Source organism: Flavobacterium sp. H122 (genome assembly GCF_004959765.1).
In the GTDB taxonomy this organism is placed as follows: domain Bacteria; phylum Bacteroidota; class Bacteroidia; order Flavobacteriales; family Flavobacteriaceae; genus Flavobacterium.
Genome location: NZ_SJZD01000009.1, coordinates 1 through 14532, shown reverse-complemented (window position 1 = coordinate 14532; position 14532 = coordinate 1). Strand labels below are relative to the sequence as shown.

The 14532-nt window shown below is 30.3% G+C and carries 6 protein-coding genes; all 6 read right to left on the bottom strand.

The annotated features are described in order from the left end of the window. Window position 1: 1 nt before the first annotated feature. Window positions 2–649: a 4'-phosphopantetheinyl transferase superfamily protein gene (locus EZM65_RS13040; RefSeq protein ID WP_136668997.1), complete on the bottom strand. Its 648-nt coding sequence runs from the start codon at window positions 647–649 to the stop codon at window positions 2–4. Continuing rightward, a complete protein-coding gene (locus tag EZM65_RS13035) occupies window positions 649–5070 on the bottom strand; it encodes a non-ribosomal peptide synthetase (protein WP_136668996.1) in 4422 nt (1473 codons plus the stop codon). The genes EZM65_RS13040 and EZM65_RS13035 overlap by 1 nt, the downstream gene beginning before the upstream one ends. Window positions 5071–5097: 27 nt before the next feature. Beyond that, window positions 5098–6720: a cyclic peptide export ABC transporter gene (locus EZM65_RS13030; RefSeq protein WP_136668995.1), complete on the bottom strand. Its 1623-nt coding sequence runs from the start codon at window positions 6718–6720 to the stop codon at window positions 5098–5100. Next, on the bottom strand, window positions 6714–7376 hold the full coding sequence (locus EZM65_RS13025; protein WP_136668994.1) for a thioesterase II family protein: 663 nt from the start codon (window positions 7374–7376) through the stop codon (window positions 6714–6716). The genes EZM65_RS13030 and EZM65_RS13025 overlap by 7 nt, the downstream gene beginning before the upstream one ends. A gap of 104 nt (window positions 7377–7480) precedes the next feature. Then, window positions 7481–9316 carry an outer membrane beta-barrel family protein gene (locus EZM65_RS13020; RefSeq protein WP_136668993.1) on the bottom strand — a complete coding sequence of 612 codons (1836 nt, stop codon included), beginning with the start codon at window positions 9314–9316 and terminating at the stop codon, window positions 7481–7483. Window positions 9317–9335: 19 nt separating this feature from the next. Then, a partial coding sequence (locus EZM65_RS13015) for a non-ribosomal peptide synthetase (RefSeq protein ID WP_136668992.1) occupies window positions 9336–14532 on the bottom strand: 5197 nt, incomplete at its 5' end.

Sequence of the window (14532 nt, the reverse complement as noted above, 5' to 3'; positions counted from 1 at the left end):
TTTATAAAATGTTCAAATTTATTTGTTCAATGTGTATGTGGTGATTATTAATATCAAAATTGTTAGAAGCTATGTTGCATTTATACTTTTCATTTATAAATACGTTTTTTACATAAAAAGTCTCTTCATCAATTAAACATTCTTGATTTTTTAATTCAAAAGAATTTAAAGGAATTTGCAGTCCATTTCCATGAGCTTTAATAACAGCTTCCTTTTCAGTCCAATAAGAGTAAAAACTTTCAACTGTATTTGTTGAGTTTTTTATTATTTCATATTCATTTTTAGTCATTTGATATTTAAAATCATTGTATTCAAATTTTGAATCCAACTTTTCAACATCTATCCCAACAGGGAAGTTTGCAATAGAACAAACAACTAAATCTGAAGTGTGTGATATATTAAAAAAAACATCTTGATTGTGTAAAAAGGGTTTTCCTTTTGGATTATAAATAATTTTAGAATTCGTAATATTAAAGTAAGATTTTAGGCCAGAATCCAATAATACCCGTCCCAACAAAGACAACTGAGCATCTTGCCATCGTCTGAATTTTTGAACTTTACTGACAAAATCTTCAGGAAATGTATGTAAATATTTTTCCAGCAGATACGAATGTCTTTCTTCGTCAATTTGTGCGTATAATATCTTCATTAGAAATCAAAACTTATATCAAGCATTTCCATTTTCTCCAATTCTTTTGAAGTACTGATATCTATATCTTTAATTTTCAAATTGAAATTCTTACTTACCATCTCAATAATTATAAGAATTCTATCCCAAAATGAATCAATAATTTCATCACTTAGGTTTTCATCATATTCAATCTCACATTTCAATCCTTCATATTCATAAAAATTAAATATAACAGGGAATCTTGATTTAGAATATGATACTTTTTCTCTGATAAGAGAGAAATTTGTGAAATTTATTTCATCTCTTGATAAAATATCTGAATACTGATAAACAAACAAAAAGTCAGTTAATGTGCTCAAATCTTTTTCGAATGGTATATTAACATTGTCTTCTAAGATTCTGAAATTTTCCTGGTTTGAGGTTAAAATTTCCGAAAATTCAGATTCTTCATCAATCACAGTAAACGTAGGCAGTGTTTTGATAAACATTCCTATTGCATTTTCAAATTGAAAAAGATTTCTACCATTAAAAACAGTACCAAGACAGATCGTATTTTCTCGAAATAACTTACTCAACATTACATTTGTCATTGATAACATTGCTGTACTCAAAGTAACTTTATTAGATTGAGAAACACCTTTTAAAGCTATATAATGACTTGATTCCAATTCAAATCTTTTTTGTTTTATTAAGCCTTTTTCTGAATGTAACAATACAATTGACTTGTCATTTTTATTCTTTAAATATTGACCCCAAAAATCATTCTCATTATTTTGATATATTTTATACTGCCAATCTGCATAATCTTTAAAATCAGAAGCATGTATTTTTTCAGAGGTTTTTTGTTCGTTATAAACAGCAATAAGTTCATTTAAAAGAATTTCCAATGACATTCCATCAACAATAATATGATGTGTCAGAAAAGTTAGGTATTTGCTTGTCTGATTTGTTTCAAATAAACCCACTTTTATAAGAATATCATCTTCCAGATTGAAAGTTTTTGCAATAAAATCTTTTAGTGAATGATTTAATAAACTTCCATTTTCGACATAAATCGTATCTAATTGAAAACGCTTTTCTTCATGAATAGTCTGCTTTATTTCACCACTTAATTCAATAAAATTAGTTCTTAAAATCTCATACTTATTTACTAATAATTGCATTGCTTCCTGAAACTGAATTTTATCAAAATCCCCTTTTATCTCAAAAACAGAATACATATTATACGAATTTGAAAAATCATCTCTTTGAGAAGCCAGCCATATATTTCTTTGATCAATTGTGATTGGATAATACAAACTTGTTTCTGCAACTGGAATACTTTTTAAACTACTATCGGTTTCATTCATTAAAAAATGTGCTAAACCTTCTATAGTATCGTGTTTAAAAATATGTTTTAAGGTTATTGCCTTATCTGTTTCAATTGCAATTCTGTTGGCAATTTTTCCTGCAGAAAGACTATGCCCTCCTAATTCAAAAAAATTATCTTTAACACTAACCTCTTCTATTTTAAGGATTTCTTTCCAAATTTCAACTAACCTCTTTTCGATATCATTTCTTGGCGAAATGAATTCTCTCCTTATAACATCTTCTTCTGTAACATCCGGAAGTGCTTTACGATCTACTTTAGCATTTGGAGTCAGCGGGATACTATCCAATTCTATAAAGAAACTTGGAATCATATAATCCGGTAATTTATTTGATAAAAAATCCCTAAGTTCAATTTTATTTATTTCAGAACTATCTTCTTCTTTTGTGTAATATGCTATTAATACCTTTTCTCCGTTGATTGTTTTAGCATTTGCAACTACTTGTTTTATAGAATCATTAAAGCCTTGTATCTGGGTTTCTACCTCGCCTAACTCAATGCGGTATCCCCTAACCTTTACTTGAAAATCATTCCTGCCAAGAAATTCTACTTCTCCTTTATCATTCCATTTACCTAGATCTCCTGTTTCATAAATTTTAGAGTTCAAATCAAAAGGATTTAGGATAAACTTCTCATCTGTTAACTCCTGGTTTTTAAAATAACCTTTTGCCAGTCCTTCACCTCCAATAAAAATTCTACCTACAGTGTCTACAGGTAAAACATTTAAATTCTTATCTAAAATATAAATCTGTGTATTATTAATTGGCTTACCAATATTAGCAGCTTCCGCAGGTAAATTGATTCTTTTTATGGATGACCAGATTGTGGTTTCCGTTGGCCCATACATATTCCATAATTCACCGCAATGTAAAAGTATTTTTTCTGCCAGTGAAGCATTTAAACTATCTCCGCCACATAATACTTTTAAATCTTTACTTCCTGTCCAACCAGAGTTTAAGAGCATCTGAAAGAAACTTGGAGTTGATTGAATAATTGTTGGTTTCACCTCCAGCAAAGCTTTTTTAATAGACTCAACATTTTTAAGAGTATCTTTATTTTCTATATATATTGACGCACCTGCAATTAATGGTGCAAAAAACTCCAATATTGAGATATCAAACGAATAAGTAGTAACCGAATATAAAAGATCATTAGTATTTAAACCCGGCTGATTGCAAATACTGATTAAAAAATTAATCAATGATTTATGTCCTATCTCTACACCTTTTGGATTTCCTGTAGAACCGGAAGTGTATATAATATAAGCTGTATTTTTTGAGTCAATTTCAGGAAGTTTTGCTTCGGTTACCGAATCAAGTTCAAGAAGTAATTCCTTAGAAATATAACTGCACTTTACATCTTGCTCTTCACCATTATCTTCATTAAGGTTTTTAATAACAGCTTCTTCAGTTATAATAAGTGAAGCTTGACTATGGTTTATAATATAATCTACTCTTTCTTTTGGAAGTAAAGGATCAATAGGTATGTAACATTTGCCTGATTTTAATATCCCTAATAAAAGAACAACGAGTTCAGCTGATCGTTCTACCAGCACACCTACTGGGTTGTTATCATATCCATGATTTGAAATTAAGTAATCAGCAACTGCATTTGATTTAGCTTCCAGTTCTTGATAGGTATAGCTGTTTTTAGAATCAATTATTGCTTTTTTTCCAGGATTTTCAGCTACTTTTTCTTTAATAAAATCTAGTACTGTTTTTTCCTTATCGTAAACGAAATTGGTCGTATTGAATTCTTTGATTATTTGGTTTAATTCAGGTTGTGTTAAATAGTTTAGTTTCCCTATTTTTTTGGCAGGACAAACCTCAACTTCTTTCATTAAAGCTTCAAAATGCAACACTAATCTATCTATACTATCCTTATCAAAATAATTCAGATTATAATCAAAATCAATTTTAACATCTTCATTACTATCAAATTCTCTGATATAAAGCGCCAATCCAACTCTCTCCGAACAATGACTCAAAGGAATTACCTGCGTAGTAGTATTTGAAAAATTAACTGAATAGTCCTGCTTTTCATAAGACAATGTGATATTGAACAGCTTTTCTTTTTCCTGAAAAATTCCAAGCTCTTTAATTAATTTTCCAAGAGGGAATCTTTGATGACGATAATCTCTTCTTAACTGAGACTTTATTGTTTCAATCAACTCAATAAAGCTTTTTTCTTCATCAACTTCAATTAACAAAGAATTAATCCCCATAAACAGTCCTACTGTTTTTTTATAATTTGAACTGGTACGGTTTAATACAGGCAAGCCTATGGAGATAAGATTGTTTTGATACCTTTTTGAAAAGTAAACATAAAGAATGGCTAAAATTATATGAAAAGTAGTAGACTTTGTTTCGTTTCCTAGTTCAATTAATTTATTATAATCCTCTCTTTTTACAATAAATTCTTTTCTTGCGCTTGTATTTATAGTTTGATTAGCATCCAGCTTTGGCAAAAAAGTGTCTGGAAGCACTTTAAATTTTTCAAACCAATATTTTTGATCGGTTTCATAATATTTTGAAGCAAAATATTTTTGATCCTCTTCAACGAAATTGGAATAAGAGTACGGATAAACCGACTGTATTTCACCAAATTCCAAAATTTCATTATAATTACTCACCAGCCTGTTAAACATAAGTGACGTACCCCATCCGTCAGTAATTAAATGATGATAAACAGAAAACAAGTAGTGATTGTGTTCATCCTCTTTTATAAGTACAAAGCGGTATAAGAACTTTTCATTTTCGATATCAAATGCTTTGGTGAATTCATTGTGAATAAATTCAAAAATCCTGCTCTTCTCCTTTTCTTGAGAAAAATCCAGAAACTCAAGAGGTCGTATTTCATTCGTCAGCAACATTTCAGCATCTGATAAATCATCATTTAAATGTGTTCTGTACGAATCATGTTGTAGAATCAAGTTAACATATGCTTTTTCAAAAACCTTGTAATCTAATGATCCTCTGATAATTATTTTAGCACCAATATTATAGATTGGCTCATTTGGAAAAATAAGTTGTTCAAAAAATATATCCTGCTGTGGTAAGGTAAGTTTCATAGTTGTCTATTTTTCAATTGTATTACTTTAAACCATTATTGCATTGAAATCAGAATTTATCTTAACATCTGTTGCAATTTGACCGTAATCAAATTTGATTATTCTATCGGCTTGATTGAAATAAGCATCATCATGGGTAACAGCTATAATTGTTTTACCTTCTTTTTTAAACTTCGGAATTAAAACCTCGTAGAAAAATTTTCTAAAATGAGGATCCTGATCGGCTGCCCACTCGTCTAAAACTATAATAGGCCGTTCTTCAAGCAAAGCGAAAATTAAAGACATTCTCTTACTTTGTCCTTTAGAAAAACTTCTTCTGGCAGATTCTTCATTATCATCTTTCACAACTTTTTCCATCTGCATTAATTTCAACAATGACTTATATTTTTCATTGTTTTTTAATTCATAGTCATCGTAATTATTAGAGAACACATAATTATCAGTAAAAACAGGAGCAATTTGCTTCATGATCTCATTTTTTGATTTTATAGGTTTTCCGTCAAGAAGAATTTCACCATCTTTTCTATCATAAAGACCAGTCAAAATATTAATAAAAGTACTTTTACCACTACCATTCCCGCCAATAATAAATATTACCTCGCCCTTATTAATCGTCATATTTATATTGCGTAATGCAAAAGAGTCCTCCTTTTGAGAATTTGTATATTGAAAAGAGATATTCTTAAAAACCAAATTTTCAAAACCTGTGGTGACAGCATGAAACTTTTCTTCTATTTCATGTTCTTCACTGAAATCATTTAAAAACATTTTTATTCTTTTGTTTGCCACTGCAAAACGGCTATAAGAACTTTGCATATTCACAAGACTATTTATTGGACCTGTCATAAACAAAAGAATTACTACATAAGAAATGATATCTTCTTTAGGAAGCAGGTTTAAACCAGGGAGTATGAACAATATAGCTCCGATTACAATATATAATCCGTATTGACTAATAAGGTTGATAGATAAAAAAACATAGTTAATTTTATAGTCAAGCTCTCTGGCTTCGTCTCTGTTAGGTATTAAATGTTTTGATAAAAGATTATTTGACAGTAGTGAGTTAATTTTCAGATTTTTAAATCCTTTGATAACATCATCGACATAGCTGTAATAATTCTCATTAAATTTTCTTAACACAGCTACTTTTTGGTTCATGGTATTCATTACAACAAAATAGATACCAGCAACAAGTGCTACCATAAATAAAACCGAAAGTCCCGCATAAATAGATATGACAAACATATACACCATACACAAAAGAAGCATTAATAAAGAGTTTACGGTATGAGTTACTATCAGGGGCAATACCGCAAAAACTCGAAGATCTTCAATTACAGTATAAAATCTTTTCGTTCCATACTTTTCTAAAGTGACCAACTTGGTCTTGAGTATTTTCTTGAAAATATCTTTTTCATTTTCATACAGAATGTGAAAAGAATACTGGTTGAGTTTTTTTTGAAAAACTATATTCAGCAAATATGTAAAAACAACAACTGTTAAAAACCCCCAAATCAAATAAGGTTCTTCATAATTTTTATCCCCGGAAATTACTTTATTGATGATAAATAAGATTCCAAAACTCAATATCGTATTTGGTAAGGCAAACAGAAGTAAAAAAAAGATGTTTTTCAGCGATATCTTTAACATATGCTTTTAGTTATTAAGGTGTTAAAATAGTTTTTAAAATAATCGGGGTGGTCGAAGATGAAAAAATGATTGCCTTCCAGCTGCGTGATTTTCACTTCTTGAATTGATTCGTTTTTCCAATCCTCCATTTCTTCGTATGTCGTTTCTTCAGAACCAAAAAAAGCATCTATAGGAATAGTTAACTTATTTTTTTGTTCGTGTCTGTAATCTTCAACCAACTTAAAATCGAATCTAAGTATAGGCATGTAATATTCTATTAATTCAGGATATTCTTTAATTTCATCAGGCATTCCTCCCAAAGCAACCACTTCATCCCAAAATTCCTGATCCGGTAGATGTGATATTAGTTTTTTTCTAGGCATTGAAGGAGGTAGCTTGCCGCTTACTATTAATTTTTCAGGCATAGGCAGTTTCTTTTCCTGCAATTTCTGACAAAGTAAATAAGCTAATAATCCACCCATACTATGCCCATAAATACAATATGGTTCATTATATAATTGTGAAAAATTTTTTGATATTAAATCATCAACTATATCGTCTATATCAACCTGACTATTTTCTCTATCTATTTCTAAGGTTTTAAACCTGCTGTCTTTAAATATTCTTTTGAATGAATATTTATTCCCTCCCGCAAAGTGTAATAAAAAAAATCTCATTTAGTTCTAGTGTATTAATTTTAAATTGACTGTTATAAACAATCTGTATTTAAATATGTTAGTCATTATTTTTTATAATAGAATGGCAACTTTTTTTCAATTCATTACCTCCTGTAATCAGCAGTATTGGATGAGTTTCTTTCTGTATAAACAAGTTTCTTATTCCCGAACTTATACAAAAGCGAAACTTTAAAATTTCGTGGTTGTTCCCAATAATTTCTATAATATTGATTAATTCCTTCTATTGTAGTTCTTTTAGTTTCCTGCATTGTGCCTAAAACATCATTAATAGCAAAGCTAAATTTTAAATTATCCTTTAGTATTGAATAATTCAACCATAAATCCAACGATGCCTGATGGTCAACAATGGCTTCCTGCTGCAGATCTTTAGACATATACCAAAAATTCAAATTTCCTGATAACGTTTTAAGTTTATTCAAATAAAAATCATTGTTGAGCATTATAAACCAACCTGTAGTTTCTACATCTTTTATTGTATTTACCTGTGGGTTATTAAACTTGTAAAATCCTCTTAGTGTTATTCTACTTTCTGAAATATCAACCCATTTGAATTTTGTATTGGCTGAAAGCTGATACGTATTTAAATCCAAATAATTCTTTATAATATGTGACACTACATTATCAGAAGTATAGGAAGTCAAAGCCCATATATAGTCATTCGTTTTTAAATATTGAAAATCTAATGAATACTTTGATTTAAATGCATATTTCAAACTTACATCAGTTGTGAATGACGGATTGAGAAAAGGATTTCCCAAATAATTTTCATACGCATGATATATGCCAAGTGTCGGGTTTAGAAATCTAAATTGAGGTCTGTTTATTGTTCTCATGTAAGTGAACAAAAACTTATCTGTAGCATTAACATTATAAGTTATTCCTAAACTTGGTAAAAAACTTAAGTACTCATTTTTTATTTTTCTAAAGCCGGAATCTAAAAGAAAACCACTCGTAATCGTATTTTCTAATTTTATACCGCCTTTAAAATCCCACTTATTAATTTTCTTTTTTAAATCAAAAAAAACTGTTTGTCTGTTTTCTTTATAGCTTGAAAGCGGAGACAATGACTGTACATATTCATATTGAGAGTTGTTTTTTTGATAAAAATCAATATCACAGTCAAAATTGATGTATGTCCAATTTGCACCCATTGTATATTCTATTCCATTGAAAGATGAATTTAATGAAGTACTCAAAGTATATACATCCAAATCAGTTACACCTCCATGCCTTACTCCAAATTCTGTCCCTGAAATAGGCTGATCAGCCATGTCGTATTCAAATCCATAGGTATTCTGATGGAAATCAATTCTCTTTTTTAACCAATCTGCTTCGAGCGTAAAGTACTCATTTGGCTTATTGAAATCATGCCTGAATAATGCATTGACAGCATGACGGTCGATATCTGAATTCAAAACCCTAAAGCCTTTATATTCAGAATCAGCCTGAGTATTGATATCATCAATGTATATCCCGTTATCAGCCCGAAAACTATTATCCGTGATATCGCCTTTGTAAAAGAGATTAATTCTGGATTTATCTGTAATTAAATATTGGACATTAAAATAAGATGTAAAACCACTATTCTTATTCTTTGATTCACCCTTACCTAAATAGTTTTTTGCTGTGAAATAAGTATTGACATCACTTTCAGAATATCCTTTGTTGTCATTATAACCGACACCCGTATTCAAACTCCATTTCTTGTAATTATAAACAAGGTTCAGGCTGTTAACATAACCCGAAAACCTATTTTGCTTGTATTGACTATTAAAACCGATATTAAAATTCTCTTCCTTTTCAGGTACTTTTATCTTATTTCTTAAAGTATCTGTTGGTTGAATTTGAGAAAAACCATAAAAGTGAGACATCAAAATAAAAAGCGTTGCTTTTAAAATTTGTGATAAATTGTATTGCATCAAAATAAAGTATAAGGTTTTACAATTTTTGTTCACACAAATCAAGATATTCCTCAATACTGGTCTCCAGCAATTTTTTATTTGCTTTCAGATTAGCACCTTCCAGCATACTATGATGCGCACCCGTACCTTCTATATAAATCACAGTTTCAAATAAATCCTCAAAACTTTCTTTGTTTTCATTTGTTTTTGAATAAATCTGAATAAGCTCAGTTGGCAGTTTTTGATTATAAGAAGTCTTTTTCAAATGTTCTATATAATTAAGCTGTTTAATTCTTGTCTTTTCAATTATATTTTTCATTGCATCTGAACCATCATCAATTATACTGGTGTCCACGATTAATGATTCGTTTAATTTTTCATCAGGTATTATCACCGAATCAAACATTACAATTCTTGAAACATTTCTATTTAATTGGTTTATCAGATAAGCCGCTACTTCATAACACAAAATTCCACCTGAAGACCAACCAAAAAGCAAAATTTCTCCTGATGGCTGCAACTCATTAACTTTATTCGCATAATAATCAATCAAATCATTTTTATCTTCAAGGAAATTAAATGAAGTCACCTTATAATCAGCATCATTACTAAACAAATCCATATAGGCATTACCATATCCTAGAATAGGAGGAAATGCAAAAATTGAGTTATCTGCTTTTTGATTACCATAATTAAAACTTTCGTCAGAAGTATATGCAAAAGTGTTTAAATGATGCCTTACCAATTCATTTATAGTACTATGCTGGAATAAGATATTGACTGGGAAGTTTACTTCAATTTTCTTATTGATCAGATTAACAACTTTTATTGCTGAAATACTTGTCCCTCCTAAATCAAAGAAACTATCTGTAACACCAACTTTTTCAATGTTCAGTACATTTTGCCAAATAGTGGCAATTTGTTTTTCCATTGAACTTTTCGGTTCAACATATTCAACTCTGCTTATGATTTCTTCTGTAAAATCAGGCAATGCTTTTCTATCGATTTTCCCATTTGGTGTCAATGGCATTGCATCCAGCCTCACAAAATGAGCAGGAATCATGTATGCCGGTAATTTTTGGTTCAGATAACTTTTAAGTTCTTCAAATTTAAAATCACTATTCGATACATAATAAGCTACTAAAATTATTTCTTCTTTATGGCTCTTAGGCAGAATTACCGATTGTTTAAGATCTACACTATATTGATTTAGAACGGTTTCAATTTCTTCTAATTCAATCCTGAAACCACGAATTTTAACTTGATGATCGTTTCTACCTAGAAATTCAATATCACCATTTTGCAGCCATCTCCCTAAATCACCGGTATCATACATTTTCGTACCTGCCTCAAACGGATTATCGATATATTTCTTCTCTGTTAATTCTGGTTTGTTTAAATATCCGCGTGTAAGACCTGAACCAGATATATATATAGTACCAGTTACCCCAATTGGTACAATTTGATGCTTTTCGTCAAGTAGGTACACTCTTGTATTTGCGATTGGTTTGCCAATAGGAACTGAACTTCTGTTTATTTGATTCACTTTATAATATGTACTATACGTTGTGTCTTCTGAAGGACCATAAAGATTGTAAACATCAATTGTTTCTGATGGAAGCTGCTCTACTAAAGATAATGGCAAAGCTTCCCCGGCCATGTTTAATATCCCAACCTGAGCCAGCCAATCTTTTTCTTCTAAAAGACTGCCAATTACTGAAGGAACTGTGTTAATAAGTACTTTATCTTTTTCACCAGGAGCATACTTACCTATTTCAAGATTATTATTCAACAATCGTATTGTTTTACCTATTGAAAGCGTATAGAAAATTTCATAGATTGATAAATCAAAACAGTAAGACGTACCAGCATAAACAATATCAAACTTAGATTGCTCAAATTCATTAGCCGACCAATAAATTAAATCGACTGCATTTTTATGCTCAACCATTACTCCTTTAGGATTCCCTGTTGTTCCAGAAGTATAAATGATATATGCCAAATCATTTGATGTGTTTAACCTTTCTGGATTTGATTTAAAGTAATTCGAAGAATCTTTAACAAATGTTTCAATCAAGTTATCATCCAAAATCACTTTGGCATTACTGTCATTTTGAATGTAATCGATTCTTTCCTGCGGGTAATTCAAATCTATTGGAACGTAAGCCGCACCTGATTTTAAAACACCCAGCATGGCTACTATCATTTTTTCAGATCTAGTTACCTTAATTCCAACTAAATCATTAGGTTTTATTTGATATTTATCTCTCAGCCATGCTCCTAATTGATTTGCTCTTTCGTTTAATTCGTTATAGCTCAATGCTGTATTTTCATAAACAATCGCAAGATTATCAGGCGCTTTAGCTACCTGTTCTTCCACTAAATCTATTATCGTTTTGTTACTAGGATAGATTTCAGAAGTATCATTAAACTCTAAAAGCAATCTTTCTTTCTCATCATTGGTTAAATAATCGATTTTGCCAATTGTTGTTTCTGAATTTTTAATCGCCTGAACCAGAACATTTTCAAAATGTCTGAAAATTTTGTTTATGAATTCGTCATTATAAATATCAGTGTTGTATTCAATATTAAGATTTAATTGATCCTGCTCATAAAATGTAAACTGAATGTCAAACTTTGCCTTTTTATTTTCAAATGATAGGTTCTCAACTTCAATTCCTTCCAGTTGGTTATTCTCAGCTAAATTAATCTGATCGAAATTTTGATAAACAACCATTATATCAAACAAAGCTGAACGGCTTAAATCTCTTTTTAAATTAAGTTTGTCAATTAATTCATCAAATGAATAATCCTGATATTGAAATACTGTTATGAGATTTTGCTTTTGCAGTTGAAGAAACTCTCCAAAAGTTTTATCAGGATCAATTTGTGTTCTTAAAGCCAAAGTATTCAGGAATAATCCTAATTGTTTTTCAACATCAGGGTGTTCCCTACCTGCTACAGGAGTTCCTATAATTATATCATTTTGATGAGAGTATCTATATAACAAAGCATTAACCCCTGCCAAAAGTGTCATAAAAACAGTTGTTCCCTGCTTGTTTGAATAGTCTCTGACAGCATTAGAAAATGACGGCGAAAACGCATATGAAATATTGTTACCGTTATATGTTTTAACAGCAGGTCTTTGTTTATAAGCAGGAAGTTCAATAATAGGCAATGTACCACCAAATTGATTCAGCCAATATTCTTTAGAGGCTTGAAAAGCATTTTCATTCTTTTTTAACTGTAACCAACCGGCATAGTCTTTATATTGAATTGAAAGAGCTTTTTCATCAATATTTTCACCTTTAACCAATGCATTATACGTTTTTATCATTTCAGAAACTAACAACTGCATTGACCAACCATCACTAATAATATGATGCATACAATAACTAAGAATTGTTTCTTCTTTAGAAATTTTAAGTAAGCCCATTCTTAATAACGGTGCTTTTTCCAGATCAAAAGGCAACGTTTGTTGTTCAGACAAATACTGTTCGATTAAATTTTCTGGATTATTAACATCAGACACATCTTTAACATCAACTGTAAATAAAATATCATTCTCAGGCAGAATAACCTGTCTTACTTCACCAGATTCATTTGTAAAAAATGCAGTTCTTAGAATTTCATGTTTTTTCAATAAAATACGCAATGCCAATTCTAACTTATCATAATATAACTCTCCTTTAAGTTTTAAAGCAGAAGCTATATTATAAGCTGAAGATCCCTCCCCTAATTGGCTAAGTACCCATAATCTATACTGAGATGCTGTTACCGGATAATCATTTTGAATTGGTGCCAGTGGTATAGATTCATAATTCTTCTTTTGCAATTTAGCACCTAGACCTTCAATTGATGGATTTGTAAAAAACTCTTTAAAGGTTAATGAAGTATTTGTTTCTTTATTTATTTGATTAATAACTTGAGTAATCATTAAACTGTTACCTCCCAACTCGAAGAAATTATCAGTGATACCTACTTCATCAACTTTTAATACAGTTTTCCAAATTATTACTAATTTTTCCTCTGTTTCATTCCTTGGCTTTACATACTCTTTTTTAATCAAATCTTCTTCGGATATACCAGGAAGAGCTCTGCGGTTAACTTTCCCGTTTGTAGTTAATGGAATACTATCTATTCCAACCAAATAACCAGGGATCATGAATTCCGGCAGTTTATTTAAAAGATACTCTCTTAACTTAGCCTTATCTATTTCCTGCCCATTAATAGTTGTATAATACGCCGCTAAAATTTTATTTGAATTGATTTCTTTTACATCAACAACAACCTGTTTAATATTTTCAAACTGTAAAATATGAGTTTCGATATCTCCCAATTCAATTCTGAAGCCTCTTATCTTAACCTGATAATCCTTACGACCTAAAAATTCTAAATTCCCATCAGGAAGCCATTTGGCCAAATCTCCCGTGTCGTACATTTTAGTTCCTTCTTCGAATGGATTATTGACAAATTTTTCTGATGTTAATTCCGGTTGATTTAAGTATCCGCGAGACAAACCTATTCCAGAAATATATAATTTCCCTGGCACTCCTATTGGGACTAAGTTTAATTTATTATCTAAAACATAAATTTTTGTGTTAGATATAGGACTACCAATAGGCGTAGATGAATACTTATTATTTGTTTTTAAAGGATATGTTGTTGTAACAACCGTATTTTCAGTAGGACCATAAATATTGAATATTTTATTATCCTTTGTCTCAATATTGTCAAGAGCTTCCCCGCCCGGAAGAAATGTAAGGGATTCTAAATTTGGATTTAATGCTAAAATCTCTTTTAAAACAACTGGCGGGATGTAAGAATGCGTTATTGATTGTTCCTTATAAAATTCTACTAACTTTTCTAAATTATATTTATTTTCATTAGTCAATGGAAACAAATTACCACCACTCAACAAGTAAGGAAAAATTTCCCAAACAGATGCATCAAACCCTTGTCCGGAAAACAATACGGCTCTACTACTTGTATCTGTTTTGTAGAAGTTTATGTGCCAATAACATAAATTGATTAACGCTTTTTGCTCAATAATAACTCCTTTAGGCTGTCCTGTGGTTCCTGAGGTGTAAATCACATAGGCAATACTGTTAGGGTTAGTAATAATCGCTAAATTATCATTTGGAAGTTCATGACGAATTTTCTCAAATTCACTCATGAATGAGCTATCAATAACCACTTTAGCATTGGTATCTTCTTCAATATACGATATTCTT

Coding starts and splice junctions, on each gene's coding strand:
- EZM65_RS13035 (WP_136668996.1), bottom strand. CDS start 5,070: ATGAAACTTACCTTACCACAGCAGGATATATTTTTTGAACAACTTATT.
- EZM65_RS13030 (WP_136668995.1), bottom strand. CDS start 6,720: ATGTTAAAGATATCGCTGAAAAACATCTTTTTTTTACTTCTGTTTGCC.
- EZM65_RS13025 (WP_136668994.1), bottom strand. CDS start 7,376: ATGAGATTTTTTTTATTACACTTTGCGGGAGGGAATAAATATTCATTC.
- EZM65_RS13040 (WP_136668997.1), bottom strand. CDS start 649: ATGAAGATATTATACGCACAAATTGACGAAGAAAGACATTCGTATCTG.
- EZM65_RS13020 (WP_136668993.1), bottom strand. CDS start 9,316: ATGCAATACAATTTATCACAAATTTTAAAAGCAACGCTTTTTATTTTG.